The 20838-nt window shown below is 46.0% G+C and carries 18 protein-coding genes; 8 read left to right on the top strand and 10 right to left on the bottom strand.

The features are described 5' to 3' along the window. Nucleotides 1-13 precede the first annotated feature (13 nt). Nucleotides 14-175, top strand: a complete 162-nt coding sequence (locus LLG96_08095; GenBank protein MCE5250167.1) for a hypothetical protein — start codon at nucleotides 14-16, stop codon at nucleotides 173-175. 33 nt (nucleotides 176-208) lie between these two features. On the opposite strand, the gene LLG96_08090 is transcribed toward LLG96_08095, so the two are convergent. The 7 genes from LLG96_08090 to LLG96_08060 all read right to left on the bottom strand — a co-directional run bounded on the left by LLG96_08090 (nucleotide 209) and on the right by LLG96_08060 (nucleotide 7239). Further along, a complete protein-coding gene (locus LLG96_08090) occupies nucleotides 209-1336 on the bottom strand; it encodes an ABC transporter permease (protein ID MCE5250166.1) in 1128 nt (375 codons plus the stop codon). A gap of 170 nt (nucleotides 1337-1506) precedes the next feature. Beyond that, nucleotides 1507-2634: an ABC transporter permease gene (locus tag LLG96_08085; protein ID MCE5250165.1), complete on the bottom strand. Its 1128-nt coding sequence runs from the start codon at nucleotides 2632-2634 to the stop codon at nucleotides 1507-1509. An 88-nt stretch (nucleotides 2635-2722) separates the two neighbouring features. Then, nucleotides 2723-3463 carry an ATP-binding cassette domain-containing protein gene (locus tag LLG96_08080; protein MCE5250164.1) on the bottom strand — a complete coding sequence of 247 codons (741 nt, stop codon included), beginning with the start codon at nucleotides 3461-3463 and terminating at the stop codon, nucleotides 2723-2725. Further along, entirely contained in the window at nucleotides 3453-4376 is a 924-nt protein-coding gene (locus tag LLG96_08075) for an ABC transporter ATP-binding protein (GenBank protein ID MCE5250163.1), read from the bottom strand. The genes LLG96_08080 and LLG96_08075 overlap by 11 nt, the downstream gene beginning before the upstream one ends. 1 nt (nucleotide 4377) lies before the next feature. Beyond that, nucleotides 4378-5313, bottom strand: coding sequence for an efflux RND transporter periplasmic adaptor subunit (locus LLG96_08070; protein ID MCE5250162.1), 936 nt, complete (start codon nucleotides 5311-5313; stop codon nucleotides 4378-4380). Then, on the bottom strand, nucleotides 5306-6616 hold the full coding sequence (locus tag LLG96_08065; protein MCE5250161.1) for a TolC family protein: 1311 nt from the start codon (nucleotides 6614-6616) through the stop codon (nucleotides 5306-5308). Before LLG96_08065 ends, LLG96_08070 begins: the two co-directional genes overlap by 8 nt. Nucleotides 6617-6621: 5 nt before the next feature. Then, complete coding sequence (locus LLG96_08060) at nucleotides 6622-7239, bottom strand: TetR/AcrR family transcriptional regulator (protein ID MCE5250160.1); 618 nt, start codon at nucleotides 7237-7239, stop codon at nucleotides 6622-6624. A gap of 291 nt (nucleotides 7240-7530) precedes the next feature. Between LLG96_08060 and LLG96_08055 the strand changes: the two genes are divergently transcribed. The 3 genes from LLG96_08055 (at nucleotide 7531) to LLG96_08045 (ending at nucleotide 11432) form a co-directional block, all read left to right on the top strand. Continuing rightward, a complete protein-coding gene (locus LLG96_08055) occupies nucleotides 7531-8955 on the top strand; it encodes a WG repeat-containing protein (GenBank protein MCE5250159.1) in 1425 nt (474 codons plus the stop codon). Between the two features lie 279 nt (nucleotides 8956-9234). Next, nucleotides 9235-9453, top strand: coding sequence for a hypothetical protein (locus LLG96_08050; GenBank protein MCE5250158.1), 219 nt, complete (start codon nucleotides 9235-9237; stop codon nucleotides 9451-9453). A 110-nt stretch (nucleotides 9454-9563) separates the two neighbouring features. Continuing rightward, a complete protein-coding gene (locus tag LLG96_08045; GenBank protein MCE5250157.1) occupies nucleotides 9564-11432 on the top strand; it encodes a redoxin domain-containing protein in 1869 nt (622 codons plus the stop codon). 241 nt (nucleotides 11433-11673) lie between these two features. On the opposite strand, the gene LLG96_08040 is transcribed toward LLG96_08045, so the two are convergent. Continuing rightward, a complete protein-coding gene (locus LLG96_08040) occupies nucleotides 11674-12915 on the bottom strand; it encodes an oligosaccharide flippase family protein (protein ID MCE5250156.1) in 1242 nt (413 codons plus the stop codon). A gap of 123 nt (nucleotides 12916-13038) precedes the next feature. Beyond that, the gene (locus tag LLG96_08035) at nucleotides 13039-13809 is read right to left on the bottom strand and encodes a methyltransferase domain-containing protein (protein MCE5250155.1); all 771 of its coding nucleotides are present in this window, start codon (nucleotides 13807-13809) and stop codon (nucleotides 13039-13041) included. A 443-nt stretch (nucleotides 13810-14252) separates the two neighbouring features. On the opposite strand from LLG96_08035, the gene LLG96_08030 reads away from it, so the two are divergent. Both LLG96_08030 and LLG96_08025 read left to right on the top strand, forming a co-directional pair. After that, nucleotides 14253-16154, top strand: coding sequence for a glycosyltransferase (locus LLG96_08030; GenBank protein ID MCE5250154.1), 1902 nt, complete (start codon nucleotides 14253-14255; stop codon nucleotides 16152-16154). Between the two features lie 157 nt (nucleotides 16155-16311). Beyond that, nucleotides 16312-17613: a glycosyltransferase family 39 protein gene (locus LLG96_08025; GenBank protein ID MCE5250153.1), complete on the top strand. Its 1302-nt coding sequence runs from the start codon at nucleotides 16312-16314 to the stop codon at nucleotides 17611-17613. Between the two features lie 447 nt (nucleotides 17614-18060). Here LLG96_08025 and LLG96_08020 read toward each other — a convergent pair whose 3' ends face one another. After that, complete coding sequence (locus tag LLG96_08020) at nucleotides 18061-19536, bottom strand: O-antigen ligase family protein (protein ID MCE5250152.1); 1476 nt, start codon at nucleotides 19534-19536, stop codon at nucleotides 18061-18063. Between the two features lie 764 nt (nucleotides 19537-20300). Here LLG96_08020 and LLG96_08015 point away from each other — a divergent pair. Both LLG96_08015 and LLG96_08010 read left to right on the top strand, forming a co-directional pair. After that, on the top strand, nucleotides 20301-20714 hold the full coding sequence (locus tag LLG96_08015; GenBank protein MCE5250151.1) for a DUF494 domain-containing protein: 414 nt from the start codon (nucleotides 20301-20303) through the stop codon (nucleotides 20712-20714). Nucleotides 20715-20734: 20 nt separating this feature from the next. Beyond that, nucleotides 20735-20838, top strand: a 104-nt coding sequence (locus LLG96_08010) for a hypothetical protein (GenBank protein MCE5250150.1), incomplete at its 3' end; no start/stop codon positions are given.

The following is a 20838-nucleotide window of genomic DNA, read 5'->3' as shown; positions in this document are numbered from 1 at the left end:
CACCACGGGCCGCGTGGTATGTGTGCTTGAGGACCACATGCAGAACGCGGGACACCACGAAGTCACATGGGACGGTGTGGACAATGAAGGTCAGTATGTTGCCTCGGGTGTCTACATGTACCGTATCGAAGCGGGAGGGAGGAGTGAAACGCGGAAAATGACACTTATAAGGTAAGTGTCTCAGTACCTCAGCGCTTTTTTACTTGTTTCACCCCATTTTTTTCCTGAAGCGGGCTATGGAAGCTGTCAGAATAACCACAGCCATCAGCGCAAGCACCGCGACATTTTCCCACAGCTCGGCGAATCCCGCCCCTTTGAGGAAGAGATTCCGCACGATAATCATGTAGTACCGGATGGGGTTGATGTAGGTCAGAGTCCGCCATATTTTCGGCATGTTTTCAAGCGGAAGGAAGAAACCGCTCATGAGAATACAGAAAACGCTGAAGAACCATGTTGTTAAAAGCGCCTGCTGCTGTGTGGTGGTTATGGTCGATATGAATATGCCGAGACCCAGTGTGCATAGAAGAACGACCATGGTCATGAGGAGAAACTGTACGAGCGACCCGTGAATGGGAACATGGAACTCGGCCCTTATGACGATAAGTGAAATGACGAGCTCCATCAGGCCGATAATTCCGAAAGGTATCGTTTTGCCGAGAATGAGCTCGGTTCGGGTAATCGGCGAGACCATGAGCTGTTCGAGCGTTCCCGATTCGCGCTCCCTGACGATGGACATTGCGGTGAGCATCATGGTTATTATGGTGACGAGCACGACCATGATGCCGGGAACCATGTAATATGACGATTTTATCTCGGGATTGTACCATATCCGGCTGTCGGCTGTGATGAAATTGAATCTCCGGGAACCGGACAGTTGAATTCCCGGATTCGTAACCTGTTTCTGCTGAGCCCATGAGAGGATGATCTGGCGGACATACCCAGCGCCGGTCAATGCCACATTGGTATTCTGTGCATCCGCCGTAACGGATATCCGGGGATGTTCGCCGCGAGTGAGATCGTGCTCGAAATCGGACGGAATGGTTACGCCGATGATGACTTCACCGCGACGGAGAAGGTCTGCAACCTCCCGGCTGTCGGTTGACCGGCGGCTGATATCGAGATACCGTGAGTTGGTGAATGTGGTAACGAGACTCCTGCTTGTCGCTGAGTTGTCGAGGTCGGCAATCACGGTCGGGACGTGTTCCACATCGGTGGAGATCGCCCATCCGAGGACCAGAATCTGTATTAACGGCATTCCGAGAGAGATGGCGATCATAGACCGTGTCCGCACCAGCTGGAGAAATTCTTTTTTTATGATATGAGGCAAAGCTCGCATACAATAGCCCTCGTTTTATTATCGATAGTCCTGGTCATGAATGGAGTATCTTTCGTCGATTTTGGATTTATGATTTTAGATTTACGATTTATAAATTCCTACTGAATCAGAGATCGATTTCAGCTTGATAGTCCTTAATAAATCGTCATTCGTGAATCATCATTCGTAAATCAGGAATTTGTCCTTGTTTTGAACCTCACTGTGGCGATCAGTAAAAAGAACGTTCCGAGCAGGGCGAGAAAGAGCGCCTGGTTTTTAAGAATGTCAAATGTGCTCGATTTGAGCAGAATACCCCGGATTATGATCATGTAATATTTTGCCGGTACGATGGAGGAGAGCATCCTTATCGGCGCGGGCATGCTGAAGATGGGGAAAATGAAACCAGACAGCATGATCGATGGCAGAATCGTTGCAACGAGCGCCGCCATCATTGCGACCTGCTGCGATGGGGCGACGCTTGAAATGAACAGGCCGATGCCGAGCGCACAGTAGATAAAAAGAACGCTGAGCCCCACCAGAAGAACGAGGTCCCCATGGAGCGGAATGTCGAACACAAGCTTTGCGAACACGAGGATGAACACCGCATCCACTATCGATAATAAGACATAGGGTATTACTTTACCGACAATGATTTCCAATGGCCTCACCGGTGACACAAGCAGTATTGCCATTGTCCCCGTCTCTTTTTCGCGTGATATCGTAATCGAAGTGAGAAGCGCGCACACCATCATGAGAATAACCGCAACGAGACCCGGGATAATAAAATTCGCGCCCTTGAGATCGGGATTGTAGAGGAACCGCTCCTGCAGGTCGATCGGGAGTACGGACAGTTCGCGGCCTGCCCCTGCTGACGGGGAATTTTTCAGGGAATACATGGTGAGGAGCGCGTTCGCATAGTTGAGCGATGCGTTCCCGAACGTGGGATCGGAACCATCCACAATAAGCTGAACATGGGCTTCGGTTTTTGTGGCGCGGTCATTGCCAAAACCTTTGGGAATGACGACTGCCGCTTTAATTTCACCTTTACGCATGAGGGCTTCGATTTCATCCCGGTCCCGTAAATGATATCTGATATCGAAGTATTTTGAAGAAGTGAAATCCCTGAGGAGCGCCCGTGACTCGTCACTGTGATCATAATCGATCACCCCTATGGCGATATTGGTGATGTCCATGTTGAGCGCATGCCCGTAGAGCAGAACCATGAGCACCGGCATGGCAAAAATGATTGCCAGAGAGCGCGGATCACGGACAATATGGTAGAATTCCTTGATGATGATCGCCCTGATTCTTCTGAACATTCCTGTTCCTTCCGTTTCTCTCCGTTATCTTTCCTTCGGGCTCCCCTGTCTTAAATCTCGCGAATACAGACAGAAAGGAGGAGCGTTTTTATTCTCCGGCATTCCGCACGAGATAAACGAATATATCCTCGATGGTTTTCTTTCCGAACTGCTGTTTGAGGTCATCCGGGCTCCCTATGGAGAGGATTCTTCCGGCATGCATGATCGAAATACGGCCGCAGTATTCCGCCTCGTCCATGTAATGGGTGGTTACGAACACGGTCACGCCCATTTCAGAAAGGTCATAGATGATATCCCAGAAGGCCCTGCGGCTGACCGGATCGACCCCGCCTGTCGGCTCATCGAGAAAGAGAACCCGTGGATTGTGCTGGATCGCGCATGCAAGGGATGTCCGCTGCTTCCACCCGAGGGGAATGGACGATACGAGCCGTCTGCTCAGCGATATGGAAATCCCGAGACGGTCGTAGAGCTGTTCCCTCGCTTTGCTCATCTCATTCGATGACATGCCGTACACGCCGCCGTAAAAAGCGAGGTTTTCCTCGACCGTGAGATCCTCATAGAGGCTGAATTTCTGGGACATATATCCGATATGACGGCGTATATTTTCCTGCTCGCGGAGGATGTCGAATCCTGCGACGGTTCCCCTGCCGCCGGAGGGAGTGAGTATCCCGGTCAGCATGCGTATTGTTGTGGACTTCCCTGCGCCGTTTGCTCCAAGAAAACCGAATACTTCGCCCTTTTCGACGGTAAAGGTGACACTGTCCACAGCGGTGAACCTGCCGAATTTCCTCGTGAGCTCGTAAGCTTCTATAACGTAGTCATTTCCCATGTATCACCATGTGCTCCACAAATACATCTTCAATCGAAGGTTCGATACGCTCGACCGTCACGTTCGTAATCGAGCGCTCTTTCAGAAATTCAACGATAACCGGGATCGCAGCTTCGGCATCTCCGACTGTCAGGTGCATGCGGTCACCGAACGTACTGACATCGAGCACGATATCGGGGAAAACGAGCTTTCTTGTCATCCGCACGATATCCGCACCGCGCACCGCGAGCAACTCGTTTTTGAAGTGGGCAGGGAATGAATCGGGCGTTCCCTCCCGGATGAGAACGCCGCCGAGAATGAGCCCGACACGGTCGCAGCGCGCCGCCTCGTCCATGTAAGGTGTCGATACGATAATAGTGGTTCCCGAGCTTTTAAGGCTTGCCAGAATTTCCCAGAACTCACGTCGCGACACCGGATCGACTCCCGTCGTAGGCTCGTCGAGGAAAAGGACTTCCGGTTTGTGGATGAGTGTGCACGACAGGGCAAGCTTCTGTTTCATGCCGCCGGAGAGCTGTCCTGCCCGCCTTTTGACAAACGGCCCCAGCCGTGAGAACGAAAGAAGCTCATCGATACGTCTGCGGCGCTCATTCCCGGAAACGCCGAACAGATCGGCGAAGAAGACGAGATTTTCCCATACGCTGAGGTCCTGGTAAAGGCTGAAACGCTGGGGCATGTAGCCGATGATCCGTTTTACCTTCGTTGCTCCGGTGAGCGTGTCGAATCCGCCGACTGTCACTGTTCCGGAGCTCTGGAAAAGCAGGCAGGAAGCAATGCGCATGAAAGTGGTTTTACCGGCGCCGTCCGGACCGATAATACCGTACATTGAAGCCTCTTGTACGGCAAACGACAGATTTTGGAGCGCGGTGATTGTCCCGTAGGTCTTGACAAGGGATTCAACCGTTACGGCAACCATATCACAATCCCTCAATATAGGCATCGGCGGGCATGCCGATCTTGAATATCCCGGCGCTGTTGTCCACGGTTATCTTGACGGCATATACGAGCTCAACCCTCGACTCTTTTGTCTGTACGTTTTTCGGGGTGAATTCCGCTTCCTCCGATATCCATGTCACGGTGCCGTCGAAGGTTCTATCGGGGTGGGAGTCTATCCGGAGCTTCGCTTTTGAACCGATCTTTATCAATCCGAGCATCGGCTCGCTCACATAGATGGTAAGCCACATCGAGGACAGGTCGGCAATCGAGCAGATCGGTGTTCCCGGATTGGCCAGCTCTCCCTGTTCCACATATTTTTCGATAATGACACCATCCAGGGGGGTGACGACCGTTCCTTTTTCTATCTGATAATCGAGGAGCTTGAGGCTGGCATTGACTCTTTCCATGCCCGCTTTAATAGTTTCCTTTTTGGCCTTGAATCCGGCAAGTTGGTTTTCCGCAGCTTTAAGCCGTGATGCAGCAACCGTAAGCTCGGTCTCGGCTTTATCGAGAGTTTCACGGGTTGCTGCTCCCTGCTCGAAAAGACTGGCGAGACGGTCGCGTGTTCTACGTGTGTTATCGAGCGTCGCCGAAGCCTGGGTAACCTGCTCCGTAGCCGCGGCAATTTCACGATCGGATGTTTTCGTATTCCATTCGAGTTCATCGAGGCTCGCGGCGGTTACATTGCGCTGGAGCCGGAGGTTTTCCACATCTGTCTCCGCAAGGGTTTTGTCTTTGGCGACAAGATCCCCTTCCTCGAAGAATACACCTTTAAGTTCACCAGCCGACTGAGAGCTCACGAGCACTTTGGTTGCCTCGAATGTCCCCGATCCGGTGAATGCCTGCTCGTTTCCGTTTTTGCAGCCGCCTATTAAAAAAAGCACACATATTCCAAGAACAGGAACGCTTTTATTCATTGTTTCCTCCCGTATATCGTATTCCTATGATATATTCGATATATGCCGCGGTCAGGTGCAGATTAACCCGTGACACCGACTGGTCGAGAATAGCCTTCGTAAATGCCGTATGGGCGTTGTCGTAATCTGTTTCGCTTGCCATGCCCTCACGGTATGCGTTCGAAATGAGTTCGAGGTTCTTTTTGGAAAATTCAGCCGCTTCCGCCGCAAGCTCGGATCGTCTTTTCGCCTCTTTGTATCGCGCAGAAGCGTCGGCGGCCTGTTCTTTCAATGTCCGCTCGAAATCGTCCCGGTTTCGCTCGATTATTTTTGTGTTCAGTTCGACTTTTTTTATGTCACGCTGTGTTTTCCCCCAGTCCCAGACATTCCAGTTGAGCCGTACGCCGCCGGTGAAATAGTGCATCCATTTGTTTGCCGGAAGATCGAGCCCCGGTTTCCCGTAGTTGAAGGCGCCGGACATCGCAATCGAGGGCCTGATACCCGCCCGTGCGCTCAGTGCCGTTTTCTCCGAGGCTTCGATCGCTGCATCGAAGGCTTTGAATTCAGGACGGTACTGTGTGATATTCAGCCGGCTGAGCAGGGCGGAAAAATCTTTCGTCGTTTCATTCCATGCGATGGTGATATCCTCATCGGAAGCGACCCCGGTCATCTTCCTGAAATTGGCTTTTGCCCGGTCAACCGCCGTCGCGGCCGTAACCGAATCCATCTGTACGGTTGAAATCCTCAGACGGGCACGCAGCACGTCATTTTCGAGCGCCATGCCCTGACTTCTTCGGGCATTGACATCGCGAAGGTGATTTTCGGCTTCACGGATGGATTCCTGAGAGGCTTCAAGGGTCTCTTCAGCCATGATGAGCTGAAAAAAGGCGGTTTTTGCCTGAAATTCCGTGGCGAGTTCGGCTGCCTCGGCACGGTGCGTGTTCATAACCGACAGCTTTTTACCCGCTTCCTCGACTGCCTTGAGACGGCCGCCGTCATAGATAAGCTGATTCACCGAGAACTTCATGTCATAGGAATCGTAACCCCCGAATTGTATGGTCCTTCCGGGCATTTTTATTTCCATTACTTCGCTGACAACATTGGCCCCGGTGGTAAATGAGGCGGTGGGATACCAGGCTTTCTGCGCACTCTCCGCGTCGATTGATGCACCGTCCGCGTTGAGCCGTTCTACTGCCGCCGCATTGGAAGCATCGAGGGCTGCCTTTACGGTACGGGCGAGTGTCCACTGCTCGCCGCCGGCTGAAAAAGCACATATCATCATTAATAGTATTATAAGCGGTCCTGCCTTGGAGATATTGTTCATGGGTATTACTCCTGATCAATTTTTAAACCGTTCATTATGAGGTCTATGATGTGCTCTACACGTTTCTTCACGAATTCTTGTTCATCAATCTGCGGATATATCATGAGCGCAATCGGTTTCCCGATAAAGAAGAAAATATCGAGACTCAGGATGCTTATAATAGTCTGAAAGGAATCAACAGACCGTATCTGTCTCGAGTTTTTGGCGCTTGAAAGGGCGTTTGCCAGATCATTGCGCACGGTTTTAAATATTTCAGCGGCTTCAATGAGTAAAGGCGATGGTTTGTCTCCGACAGGAACCATTAATTCACGGATAAGTAAACGCAATATATACTGATTTTCGCTGATGAGAGAGCTGTGAATCCTTATAAATGATTCGAGAGCCGGTAGTCCCGGTTCCGAAGATGCCATTGTGGAGTGTATTGTATCGATGAAGCTGCTGATAAGATTTTTGAAAACAGCCCGGTATAATTCATCCTTGGAACCGTAGTAATAAAAAATAAGGGCTTTATTTACTTTTGCAGCCTGGGCAATGGCAGTCGTGCTGACACCGTTCTTCCCGTATTTGCCGAAAAGAAGGGCGGCGGTTTTAAGGATTTTCTCTTTCGTTCCCTGTTCGTTCATTTATCGAAAGATTTCCTTTCTTAACCAATAGGTTTAACTAACCGGTTAATTAAAATAATCAACGCATTCGTATGTGTCAAGACCTTTTTCGCTATTGTGTCACACACACGCTTTTCGTTTTCATAAACATTGCCTGTGGAAGCAGAAAAGTTCACGGTTTTCATATTATGGGATAAGAGAGAGTGAAGAAAATATTCTGTTGACAAAATATCTTAAAATAATTAAAATATATATATAAAGCTATCAATGCTGCGGATAATATAATATGTGCTGAAAAGGCAATGGCTTATCATGAATCCTATGTTTGAAGTTACGTTGTTTTTTTTCTTTGCGGTTGTCTTTTATGTTATAGGATATTACTATCATGTCAAATATGGATTTCTTCTCGTTTTTTTCAGTATTATCCTCTGGATAACAGGTTCAATCAAAGAAGTAGGAATAATAGCGCGTTCGTTGATTCAGGTTATTGTTCTGGTAATCCTCACGAAGATGATCTCGAAACAGTACAAACCTTCTTATAATCCCTATAAAATTTTCAGGCGGCCGCTTCCTCTGGCATCCGGCGCATTTAAATCACACTCGAAATTACGTCCATTGCTCTCTTTCGCAAAACTGTTTGAGGAGGGCGAACGAAAATCTTGGAAATGGATTGCTAAACCGGCGTTCGATGAGGCAGGTGATTTCTCTGAAGAACGGGCGTTAGTAGCAGAGACTCGTAAGTATGGTTATGTGAACAGGAGAGGAGTCATCATTATCAAACCGCAATTCCCTTCAGCATCGGCATTTTCCGAAGGTCTGGCATCGGTGGAAATTGATTATAAATATGGATATATCGACAGGTTCGGAAAAATAATCATCAAACCTCAGTTTCAGGGCGCCGATCCTTTTTCCGAGGGAATGGCCAGGGTGAAAATCGGAGAAAAATACGGGTATATCGATAAAACGGGGAATGTTGCCATAAAACCGGTATTCGATGAGGCGCATGATTTTTTCGAGGGATGCGCGAGTGTCGCCATAAACAAAAAATATGTATTCATTAATAAAGCAGGGAAATCCTTAACGAAACAGTATTTTGAATATACGAGCGATTTTAAGGAAGGGCTGGGATTGGTAAAAGCGGATAACCGGTATTGTTTTATTGACGGAACCGGAAAAGCCGCAATTGATCTCACGAATGATTTCAGCAACGTCTGGGACTTTTCGCATGGTTTCGCAATCGTGGAACGTGATGGGAAAAGGGGATTTATCAATACCAGAGGTGAAATTGTCATCAAACCTCAGTATGATTCCGTCCATAACTTTTCAGAAGGTCTGGCGGCAGTCGATAAAAAGCATAACGATGGGAGTTTCGATTATCACTATTGGGGATTTGTGAATGAAGCCGGTGAACCGGTTATCGATCAGCACTACGAGGATGTGCTTTCATTCTCCGAAGGTCTGGCAGCGATAAAGATACATGACAAATGGGGATATATCGATAAAACGGGGACCGTTAAAATCAACCCGGAATTTGAAAAAGCGTTTTCATTTTCACAATCGATCGCCCGTATCAAAATTCTTTTTGAGTGGGGCTTTATCGACAATACGGGTGCTTACAGGATTTTACCGCAATTTAGTGAGGCTGGAGACTTTGTCGATGGTATCGCCAGGGTCGGTGTTTGTCCTCTCGAACATGGAATAATATATAAATGGGGCTATATCCAGAGATTATCTTAGCCCGATCTGTTCCAAAATGTAATAGAACACGGATTTTCGCGGATTTTATTTTTTTATTTATATCTTTTAGGACGTTAACGTTCATTAATTGCTAAAGATAGTCAAATAATATATTATATAAATTTGTGTCTTCGTGGTAAAATATTTTCATGAATAATCCCGGTTTGATGGCCAGGTTTTACATGCTCGTTGATAAAATATGGTTGTCGTGCCGTTTTCGAAAAGTTATAAATGAACGGACACGAAGAACATGAAAAAACAGAGAGGAGGTCAGTATTGTTGCCCTATACTCCCTGGTTGATCATGATTGCCAGCGTTATTTTCTTTTACAGGCTTGGAAAGTATGAATACAAATCGGAGTTTCTTGGAGTATTGAGTATTCTGCTCTGGTTTGCATCACTGATTGTGTTCAGGTTCGGTCTGGCAGGCTGCCTGCTCGTGCAGGGGGCTATCTTTGCCGGAATGATAGGCTGGAGTTTTATTCGTAAAAAGACATGACTCATCGGTTGCCGGGCGTTGTTTCAGGGAGGAATATGATAGTAAAAACATATACGGATGTAATGCGATTCATGCTTGTAATCGTCATTACATGCACAGGAGCGCTAACCATGAACATTCAGAAGCCTTTGGGGCAGACTCTGTTGAAAGCACCGGATTTCCCGTCCGGCGCCGAGTGGATAAATACGGAACGCCCGCTTTCCATGAGCGAGCTGCGGGGCAGGGTAGTGCTCCTTGATTTCTGGACATACTGCTGCATCAACTGCATGCACATTCTGCCCGATCTGGTGAATCTCGAGCGGAAATACGGCGACCGGCTCATCGTTATCGGCGTTCATTCCGCCAAGTTCGAGGGTGAAAAGGATACACAGAACATCCGTGATGCCGTGCGGCGGTATTCTATTCATCATCCTGTTCTGAACGATAAAAATTTTGTCCTGTGGAAAAAACTCGGCGTGCAGTCGTGGCCGACCCTCGTACTCATAAATTCCGAGGGATATATCGTCGGGCAGGTGAGCGGAGAGGGCAATTTCGACAGGCTTGACAGGGCTATCGGGCATGAGCTGTCCGCGAGGGGAGTTAATGCTCCGGCACTTCAGCCGCTGCCGATATCGGATGAAAACGAGGCAAAAGACGGCTCGCTTCTCCTCTATCCCGGCAAGGTGCTTGCCGATCGAAAAGGAGGCAGGCTCTTTATCGCGGATTCAGGTCACAACCGTATCGTTGTTGCCGATATCGACACAGGTGATATAATCGACTTTATCGGTTCGGGAAAAGCGGAACTCAGGGACGGCGGATTCGGCGAGGCGGGATTTTCAAATCCCCATGGCATGGCGCTTCGGGGTAATATGCTCTCTGTGGCGGATACTGACAATCATGCGCTCAGGGTGATCGACAGCGTCGCCCGCACGGTTCGAACACTTGCGGGCAATGGGAAACAGGCTCCGTGGGGCTCACTGGGTGGAAAAGGAACGGAAGCCCGTCTCAATTCGCCGTGGGATATCGTGTTTCTCAACGATAAACTGTATATAGCCATGGCCGGTCCGCACCAGATATGGGAGTACGATCCGGCGACCGGGCAGATCGGGATTTATGCGGGCTCGGGCAGTGAAAACATCCTTGACGGCAATCGCAGGGAAGCGGCGCTTGCCCAGCCGAGCGGGATAACGACGGACGGACAGGATATCTTTTTTGCGGACAGCGAAACCAGCTCGATCCGAAAGATTTCCATGCGGAACGGAGTCGTTTCGACACTGGTAGGAACCGGTTTGTTCGATTTCGGATTCCGTGACGGCGACCTCGGTCGGGCGCTTTTACAGCATCCGCTCGGTGTAGTCCGGGACAGCGTCGGATTGTGGATAGCCGACACGTATAACAATAGAATCAGATGGATTAATCTAATAGAGAATACTATCACAACCCGTGCAGGCGGCAATGATGACGGTTTGGTGGACGGTCCCGGCGACATCGCCCGTTTTGACGAGCCCGGCGGAGTATCAGTGGACGGCGGAAGACTCTTTGTTGCCGATACGAATAACCATGTTGTGCGGGTACTGGACACGGTACATTTTGACGTTACGACGTTTCCCCTTGCCGAGGTATTGGGTATTAGCGAGGGGAAATCGCGGTTCGAAATCACGATTCTTCCTCCCGAAGGTCACTATGTGAATGAGGAGGCGCCTTCGATGGTGGAGATGTCGTACGGTGAAGGTGCATCAATGAAACAACAACCGACAATTACACTGTCACGGGATTCCCTAAAAGCTGTATTCGATGTACCAGGCGGCTATCATGGATTGAAAGCCGTATTTTCCGGCAATCTCTATATATGTACAAAAGGGGGGAACGGAATCTGTTCTATACGTCCGTTTTCATTCGTGCGAAAGCTCAGAACGACAAAGGAACCCGGTAGTAAACATGCCGGTGTTTACATGGTTTCCCCTCCCGGGAAGGCAACGCTTCCTGATCTGAAAGAGTGAGGAATACCGTAGTATTATACGAGCGTTTTATCCGGGCATAAACGGGGCTGAAAGAAACGAGATGCTCTGACCATGGTTTTTTAACCGCGAGGACACGAAGATATAAATAGATTTAAAAGATTATTTATACTGTCGTTATAGTATTTATATTTCGTACCTATTAAGAATACATAAAAACAAGTCCGCGAAAATCCGCGTTCCATAAAACATATAATCAGGTCGGGCTGAAAGTCAGAGAAGATCAGGAAACGATCCGGCGGTAAAAGTATATATTGGAAAGACATCCGATTCCACGTGACAGAACGCTTGCCCACGCGGCGCCTATTGCTCCGAAAAGCGGTATCAGTGTAAAATTACCGATGATATTGACTGCCATTGAAATAAATCCGATATCGCGAATCCACTTACCTTTACCTTTTGCAATAAGGAACTGGGCATAGGGCTGATATGAGCCGTGCAGAAATCCCAGGATACCGACGGGAAGAACAAGACCGAAAGGCACATTGAACGATGCGCCGGCAACGAGGCGGATTATGAGTTTGCCCATGATAATCGTGCCGAGCGAACCTATACCGAGAATTCCATAATTGATAAGGATTGTTTTCCGGGAAATTCTTGGTTCTTTTGAGTAGGTGCGGAATTCCGAGCTTGCCAGAGAAGTCGAAAAATTATTCATGATATAGGGAAAAGCGTTGGCGAGACGGTAATAACCGAGCTGAACAGGATCCGCAAAAATCGGAATCATGATCCCGTCCAATTCGTAGGTTGTCTGTCCGGCTATAAGGGCGAGGTACATGTGGAAACCGACCTCCCTGTTTTTTTTCATGATAATCGATACGGTATTCTTCAATGAAGAGAACGTCGGCTTGAAGATAAGGAATACGATTGCTGCAGGTATGAACGATAACAGCACCTCGAGAATAATGATCGAAAACAGTGTCAGATGACCTGTCATCCATAAAATTACCAGTAACAGGGCCCGCACAACTTTCGGGAGCGATAAACCGTACACCATGCTGTCGATCCGGTTTGTTCCCTTGCCTGTGTTCGTAATGAGAGTAATAACAGGATTCAGAATAAGAAAAGGGGCGACGAATTTCAGAATTGATCCTATGGATGTATGAAATATCGGATCAACCACGAAACTCAACAGAAACAGAAAGAAAGCGTAACTTGCGCCAATAACAAGTGTTATGATCATGGATGATCCGATCAGACGGCGCTGTTCATCCTGCGAGGATGTTTCTGCAAGCAGAACTCCGACAGTAAAAAAATATCCGAAATTGAAAAACTGGAGAATAAAACTGGTTATTGTATAAAAGAAAATGAGTAACCCGTAATCGACCGGGCCGAGAGTACGGGTAATTATCGGGGTTGTGACTGTGCTTAATACGGAAAGAAAAATACCGGAGCCAAACAGGGATGTTGTCTGACGGAATGTTTTGTTATGTATGATATCTGATATCGATATTCTGGTCATCATTCTGTGTTGTTGATCTCGGTGTACAGTGTGATTAAAAAAGATAAATCTCTGAAAATCCGCCCCACCCGTGTAAATCCGCGGTATGATGAATGGTATGAACAACCCGATTTAAAACCATGAAGCTTACGAATTTCCTGTTCTCGCTTTTTTCCTCAATTTTAGCAGAAGTTTACCGCAATTTTTTTCTTCTGCCCGGAAAACCATCGATTTATACATGGCATAGAGCAGGTTCTTTGCCGGCTGATGATTGAGCAGGAAGAACCTGTTTGTCAACATTTTTCTGATCAGATATAATATTGCGGACTGTTTTTCGAGAAAAAACTTTTCTTCGACAAAAAAATATGGTTCAAAATAGCTCATTAATGATTCGGTAGTGAAATGTTGATAGTGCTTTGGAATGAGTTGTACGTTTTTATGGGGAACGGATATAAGGATAAATCCGTTTTCAGCCGAGAGAGCGCTCAGCGATTGCGCGAAATCATGCGCAGAAGATAAAGGGATATGTTCAAAAACTTCAATGAGCGTAATACAGTCATAGCATTTTACTGGTGTATCGTGCATTATATCGCCGCATTGAAAGTGTAATGACGGGTTCAGCGCCTGAGCAAGGGCAATCGCATGATCCGAATAGTCGATACCGATAATATCTTTTTGAGGAAATTCCTGTGAAAGCTCCGCGACAAGTCTCCCGTCCCCCGTGCCGACATCGGCAAGAGAGTCAAATTTCTCATTTTTCAGAAGTTCCACAATAAATTCAATAACCGATATATAGTTGAATCCCCATTCGAGATTGTATGTTTGTGTGAATCCATGCTTTATCTGCGGAACATAGTGATAGGGGAATACGTACTGATCTTCCTGTAGGAACTGTTTATGTGATTTTATTTTTTCCATCGATTACCATTATGGTTTCACCGGGTGATTTTAAAAAACATAGTTAATGGAGAATCAGAAAATCAACGAGGGCATTATGATTTTCGTAGAAACGGATGTACTCAGCGTTTATATTATACATTGTGGTGTCGGTAAGTGTTAGCAATTTTTTCAGGGACTGCGGGTATCTTTTCCGGTCAGTATCATCCGCCCAGAACATGTATTCGATAATAGGTGAAGTAATAAAACTCTCCTGTTTATCGGTATCGTGCTGTTCATTGTCAAGGAGGGCGGTGAAAAAAATTATTTTTTCACACGCCCGATAATGAAATGTATTGTTTTATTGCTGTCAGGGGCTTGTAAATCGGCACTTCGTGCCGACCTTTGACAGCTTGAATTAATCCATTCGGTGTTTTTACCACGCTTCCAAGGATGTCATTTGTTTCCGTAATCGAGGATAAAAGATGGATTTTCAATGGATGGAAGATATTCCCTGGCTTCAAAAAGTCAAGAATGCAATCGATCTTCGTCACAGAACCGGTGATCTCCTTTACTGGCTGCCTCGGACAGGCATTGTTCAGAAAGCCGGCCAGAGGAAAAAAGGTATCAGTGTTTATATGGTTGTTAAAGACGAGGCTCAGTGGATCGAGCCGACTATCCGTTCCCTTGCACCCTTCGTTGAACAGTTCAGCTTTATCGACAATGGCTCTTCCGATGAAACGGTAAATATTATCAGGCGTGTGGCTGATGATCTGTCCCTTGATCATACTCTGGAAATACATCCGAAAGCCGATTTTGGCGAAGCCCGCGATTACGCGGTCAGGAACACCACGTGCTCATGGATTCTCAGATGGGATGGCGATATCATTTGCCGTACCCAGGGGCAGGATACGTTTCAGAAAATACGCGATTTTATTTTTTCGCTCAATCAGGAATGCTTTTATGCCGTTTATATCCCTCTTGTCCAGCTTGACGGGGACCTGCTTCATCAGAACAGGGATCGCCTCGTTTTTTCTGAAGACTGGCTGGTGACCTATTCTCCCCTGTTGTATCATACGCGGACGGGACGGATGCGTGAACTGCGTTATCCATTTTATTACAAACGTATTTATTTCTGGGCGCCGGTAACCTTCCATATCTGGGGGCTCGATTCTCCCGAAAAAATGGTCGAGCGAAGCTATCTCGAAGAATGGAGGAAGCTCAACGATTTCAAGACATTCCCGACCAGGAAATCCTATGCGGAATCACATATCCGTCACGATTACGGGACAGATTCGCTGAAAGAAGCCGGGGCGTTATACTGCCGTGAGCGCTTTACAAAGCTTGTACCCTACGACGAACAGCAGTTCGGTGAGTATCCGGAAATGCTGAGACCGTATCTCGAAATTTTTCCGCTCCGGATCATATACAGAAACGGTGTAATTGCCGGACGCAGTGATTTCATGGACATTCTCGACCGTCTTGACAGCGAAAAGAAACGCATGACCGTGGATGTTATTGTTCCGACCATGAACCGTGAGGATATTGTGGTCGCTACGGTTCAGATGCTTCTGGAACAGGACTATCCGGATTTTCGTATTATTGTGAGTGACCAGAGCGATACTCCATCTGCCCGTCTCCGTGAACTGTCCTCATCTGAAAAAAGGCTGCTCTATCACATGTCCGAAAGCAGGGGACTTCCGGCCAGCCGAAACGAGGCGCTCGCTCTTTCAACCGCTGATATTATTCTGTTTGTAGATGATGATGTCATTCCCGAAAAGGGCTTGATCGAGGGCCATGTACTCGCCTATATCAATGCCGGGGTCGGTGCGACGGCGGGGAAAGTGTTTGACAATCGTCCGTACATGATGAAACCTGTCGCCGTGAAAAAGATAGGTTCGGTCAATTTCTGGACCGGTGATGTGAAACGGGGATTTGTTATCGACTCGTTTCTCACTGTTGATTCCGCACATGGCTGTAACATGTCGTTCCGAAGGGATGTCCTGGTCGAGGCAGGTGGTTTCGATAACAGGTTCGGCGGGACTGCTCTCCTTGAAGAAACCGATGTTTTCCTTACTTTGAAGGAGAACGGCTATAAAATCCGTTACACTCCGCATGCTTTTCTGACCCACATCGGCGCAACACTCGGCGGATGCCGCACCAGAGACCCGTACAGCGACATCTATTGGTATGCTCACAATCATGCACTCCTGTTCCTCAAACATTTTCCGTGGTATGTATTCCCTTGCTGGATTACGATACGTATCGGGAAGTTTGTACGGGATTCCGCGAGGATGTTGAGCTTGATGCCATTGATAAAGGGGCTCAAAGGAATGCTGGACGGGTATCGCGCATTTCGTATTCCCCGGGAAAAAGCCGAACGTTGACCATACGGCATTAAAAACTTATCATGAGTACCACAAGTAATTTGATAAGAATAATTACTATTGTAGATACTTCTCGTGTAAAATTTAATTATGTAATTAACATTGTTCTATCGGTGCTACACATTTAAAGCGTGATAATTTTTCGATAAGGATAGAAATGGTTCAGTTACCCCCGATACATAATACATCACTCAAATATTCCTGCACCATATTCTTTTTATCGCTTGTTATCGGATTTGCGCTGCTGGTTTTGAGCGATGTAACAATTCCGGAGAGGGGCGATTCGCCGGTTTACATGTCCATAGCTCAATCCATTGCGAGCGGTAAAGGATACAGTTACGATGGCGTCAAATCCACTGCCCTGCGGATGCCGCTGTATCCGCTCTTTCTTGCCGGAATTATTACCATTTCAGGGCCTCATGTAAGAGCTGCGCAAGCTTTTCAGGTTCTCCTCAACTCGATGGTATGTCTCCTGATTTTTCAGATAACTTTACGGTTAATCGACCGGAAACATGCCCTTATCGCCGGATTACTTATCGCATGTTATATTCCGAACATGTTATGGAGCCTCAATATTTTAACCGAACCATTATTCATATTTCTGGTGACAGCATCTTTGTTTTTTCTGGTAACCGGCAAACCTTCCAACAGTCCTTTTTCCTGTGTTGTTTCGGGTTTGATAATGGGCCTTGCTTCATTGACACGTCAGAATGGACTGGTGATCGCTTTTTTTATGGCATTGTGGCTGTTGAGAAGAGAAAAACTGAAAAAACAGGCTATTCTGTATTTTTCAATTGTCCTTGTTGTCATGTCGCCGTGGGTGGTAAGAAACGCGCTTGTGTTTCACCGGTTCATTCCGTTTGATTCGCTTGTCAATGTAGCCTTTTACGGATCCGTCATAGTTCCCGAAAAGGGATTCGGTTTCGATGATTTTAAAGGCATTCAGGAAGAATACTATTCCATACATGATGAGGGAGAGAAAGATACGTATTTATTCAGGAAAAACGTAAACCTTCTGACGACAAAAACGTTGCATTTTGTAAAACTCATACCGGCAAAACTGGCGCTTCTCGTTTATCCGTATGATCTTCAATGGTATAATTCCGAAATACCCATACGGTATAACATCCCATGGGGGATAGTATCTATTTTCGCGCTTATTGGAGTTAAAACCGGATTCAGGGAAATTTTGGGGAAGTTATCATTCGTATTTTATCTTCTGATGGCTCTTGGCCTTACAACTGTTGTTATCTGGGGTTCTCCACGGTTGCGGGCGCCATATGATGGATTTTTTGTGATACTAGCCTCTTTGGGTATCGTATGGGTATGGAGCAGCAAAAATCGATGGTTATGGATTACCGGAATAACATTCGTCAATGTACTCTTACTTTTAACAGGGAATATACCGTATCTGTTCCAAGTTCTGAATGAAATCATGAAATTTTTAACCCGGAGCTGATAATTAACCCGGATTATTAATTAAAATATTTACCCACAAAGACACAAAGGTTCAAAGAAACATACTAGATTGAAACCTTTGAATTAATTATCGGTAACATGCTCGAATGCCTGATATAATGCTTTGCTTCCCTCTCCTGTTTACGGGAGAGGGACCGGGGGCGAGGGTAATAATTCTATGAAAAACAGTAAATGGCCTTTATCCCTGATCAATATTCCAAACAGGGAATAAGGGGACTGATGATCAATACGGGTATGATCTTTTCTTTTTAGAAAGGTTTCAGATTATTGATACTTTCTTTACCGACAATTAATCGTTGATATAAAAAAAAGATATATAAAAATAAATCCGCGAAAATCCGCGTTCTATCAGATTTTGTAAATAGAACGGATTAAGAGCTAATGTATGTGGCGCTGATGGTGCAGGGTGAAAGGCGGGTAATCTGACTCATATTTTTTTTGTTTTATGATCTTTTTCGATCATGGGTATGGCAAGAGTAAGTCCCATCAGACACCAGAACGGTTCCATGATGCGGACGATAATGAATGTATTTGTTCCGATGCTGTGAACGAGCAATCCCCCGAAAGCACAGAGTGTTCCCGCACTGAGTGTTTTATAGAGCGGGTCATCGCGGTATTCCTTCCATATGCGTAAAAGAGATGTTCCTACTACCCACAACAGGTAGAGAAAAGTGACGAGCCCGAAAATTCCGGTTTCGATTAAAATCCTCGGAAACTGGGCATCCATGAAAGCATAACCTGTAACTCCATACCCGAACACAGGACGTTTGGGAAAATCCTCTATCGCCCCTTTCATGGAAAGCAATCGGGCAGCAGTGGAACTGTCAACCGTCAGCCCGTGTGCTGTTAAAGTTGAACCGTCAACGTGTACTTTGTGTGTTTTTAAATAGCGCTCCGCTTTTTTCAATAAATCCGATTTATTACGTGATTTTAAATACGGAGCTGCTTTATTCAGCAGTTCTGTCTGCGCACTCATGTCGAATGTATATAAAAATCGGTCTACTACCGTCTTGGGGAGAACAAAAGGTGCTAATAAAAATGATATTATGAAAAAGAAAATAAACACTTTTCTTTTTTCGGAAAAGAAAATGAGTAATGTGTATGTTGTAATAAAAGCCAGCCAGGAAGCGCGAGAGAGAGTATGGAGAAGTAACAGAAAATTGAGTGCGGCCAGAATAAAAAGCCCGATACGCCATTGCCTTGTCTTGACATTGAAAAAGAGGATGACATTCAGGCTGAACATCATCACCAGATATCCGCCGAGCGTATTTGGCTCACCTCCTTCTCCCTCGAATGGCGCGGTGACACGGCCACCCTGGGGAATCTGCGACAGACCGACGATAACTACAATGACGTATGTCACGAAAATTGCGACAAGAAGATTTCTTATTTCCGATTTTGATTGAATATTATTGATAACGAGGAAATATATGACAAAATATTCGAAGTATTTCATTACGAACATGAAGCCTGTCAGCGGAGATTTGACATTTCCTGCGATTATTCCGAAAGTCGTGGCAACGATGCATGCCAGCAGGTAAAACAAGATAGGCAGGTTCAGCCTTGTTTTAACTGCCAGGCCGATATCCTTCTTGACTGCGCTTTTGGCTAACCATGTAAATCCCATGATTACGAGAAGGAAATCTTCGAACCTGATAGTAAATCCCTTGCCGGAAATATCCCTGGTTCCAAATTCGGGCGAGAGAAGCATGCTGAGAATAAGCAGATATAATGCGATGATCGGACTGAGAAAACCAAAAATGAATAATCCGATACCAACCACAGCGCCTATTATCAGATTCATATGCTGCCCTGAGAGAGCAAAGGCAATCATGAGGCATAGAATAAGAACGACCGAATAAATGACGAGGTTCTTTTTATACGTTGTCGTTAGATCGACCATTGTTTCCTCGTTCCATGCAGATATTTCATCAGACAAACAGTATAATATTATTGTCAGGATAAATTCAATATCTGCTGACTATCCTGATTCCGAATATTCGTAAAGATATTTAGCAGTCACTGAAGCACAATAAATTATAACGTATTATTTATACTGTTATAAAATTTTATCGATAATCAAGAATATAATTAACAAATCCGTATAAATTCATCCGATCCGCGTAAATCCGAGCTCTATCAATTCCTGTGAATGACCGGTCTAAGTATATGAAATGTGAATCAGTTATTTCCGGTGCAAGAAAACGACAGTTCGAATGGAGTTTATCTGGCTTTTTCTGGAATATAATACAATGGCATCGGTTTGGAATGAATATTTCCCTTCATTTTCGGTATATAATTTTATTAGTTACCTATGTGGATTAACAATGATATCCGGTATCAGGAACAGATGCCCAAAAAATCCGGAGAAATGATGTTTGAAAAAACTGTTTGTCTGCGGGAGTAATATAATGGGAACTTTGATAGACAGTCGGTGGGAGTCTTATTCCGGTAGTTCTCCTCGAAATCAATATCTTCAATGCTCTTTTATCAGGTATGTAAGATATTTAACCATGAACGAACGGCAGTGAAACCAAATTAATACATAAATGTCTTAATAATCGGACTCATTGAAATTCCTTGCTTCATGGGTATATGATAAGTATATTTATTTTTCTATAAAACAATCTGTTTTTAATGGTGCAGTGCCATAGTTCGGAGCATTACATGAACGATAAAACATTAGAAGTCATTATAATGCTTCTTGGCCATCTCAGAGAGAATGATCTCGATGCGGAGAGTCTAAAAGATTTTTCGGAGTCTCTGGTTCTCCATGGTTTCAATGAGCATGATGTCGCCGAAGCTCTGAGCTGGCTTTTTGAAAAACTCAACTTTGTTACGGTTAAATCCACGGAGATAGCCGAACAGGGTGATAAATCTTTCCGTATCCTGCATGATTATGAGCGTATGAAGATTCCTCCCGATGTTTACGGCTATCTTTTAAGGCTCAAGCATCTCACACTCATCAGTGCTTCCGAAATGGAGAAAGTCATCGATTATCTCGTGCTTGCGGGGGATACGGTGACAGGAAGCGATATAGATGAAATTGTGGCGAATATTCTTTTTAAAAAATATGAATGAAAAAGGGGACTTTCAATATAATGTCAAAATCGCTCGTAATTGTTGAATCTCCGGCAAAGGCGAAGACAATCAATAAATTTCTCGGTCCGAATTATCTTGTCAAACCGACCGGTGGTCATATTAT

Source organism: bacterium (assembly GCA_021372535.1).
Taxonomy (GTDB): domain Bacteria; phylum Latescibacterota; class Latescibacteria; order Latescibacterales; family Latescibacteraceae; genus JAFGMP01.
Note: the sequence above shows the minus strand (reverse complement) of the source record. Positions and strands in the feature narration are given on the sequence as shown.

Excerpts from the sequence above, each read along its gene's own strand:
- LLG96_08090 (MCE5250166.1), bottom strand. The coding sequence starts at position 1,336 with ATGCGAGCTTTGCCTCATATCATAAAAAAAGAATTTCTCCAGCTGGTG.
- LLG96_08015 (MCE5250151.1), top strand. The coding sequence starts at position 20,301 with ATGAACGATAAAACATTAGAAGTCATTATAATGCTTCTTGGCCATCTC.
- LLG96_08055 (MCE5250159.1), top strand. The coding sequence starts at position 7,531 with ATGAATCCTATGTTTGAAGTTACGTTGTTTTTTTTCTTTGCGGTTGTC.
- LLG96_08040 (MCE5250156.1), bottom strand. The coding sequence starts at position 12,915 with ATGATGACCAGAATATCGATATCAGATATCATACATAACAAAACATTC.
- LLG96_08065 (MCE5250161.1), bottom strand. The coding sequence starts at position 6,616 with ATGAACAATATCTCCAAGGCAGGACCGCTTATAATACTATTAATGATG.
- LLG96_08045 (MCE5250157.1), top strand. The coding sequence starts at position 9,564 with ATGAACATTCAGAAGCCTTTGGGGCAGACTCTGTTGAAAGCACCGGAT.
- LLG96_08060 (MCE5250160.1), bottom strand. The coding sequence starts at position 7,239 with ATGAACGAACAGGGAACGAAAGAGAAAATCCTTAAAACCGCCGCCCTT.
- LLG96_08080 (MCE5250164.1), bottom strand. The coding sequence starts at position 3,463 with ATGGGAAATGACTACGTTATAGAAGCTTACGAGCTCACGAGGAAATTC.
- LLG96_08025 (MCE5250153.1), top strand. The coding sequence starts at position 16,312 with ATGGTTCAGTTACCCCCGATACATAATACATCACTCAAATATTCCTGC.
- LLG96_08035 (MCE5250155.1), bottom strand. The coding sequence starts at position 13,809 with ATGGAAAAAATAAAATCACATAAACAGTTCCTACAGGAAGATCAGTAC.
- LLG96_08075 (MCE5250163.1), bottom strand. The coding sequence starts at position 4,376 with ATGGTTGCCGTAACGGTTGAATCCCTTGTCAAGACCTACGGGACAATC.
- LLG96_08030 (MCE5250154.1), top strand. The coding sequence starts at position 14,253 with ATGGATTTTCAATGGATGGAAGATATTCCCTGGCTTCAAAAAGTCAAG.
- LLG96_08085 (MCE5250165.1), bottom strand. The coding sequence starts at position 2,634 with ATGTTCAGAAGAATCAGGGCGATCATCATCAAGGAATTCTACCATATT.
- LLG96_08070 (MCE5250162.1), bottom strand. The coding sequence starts at position 5,313 with ATGAATAAAAGCGTTCCTGTTCTTGGAATATGTGTGCTTTTTTTAATA.
- LLG96_08020 (MCE5250152.1), bottom strand. The coding sequence starts at position 19,536 with ATGGTCGATCTAACGACAACGTATAAAAAGAACCTCGTCATTTATTCG.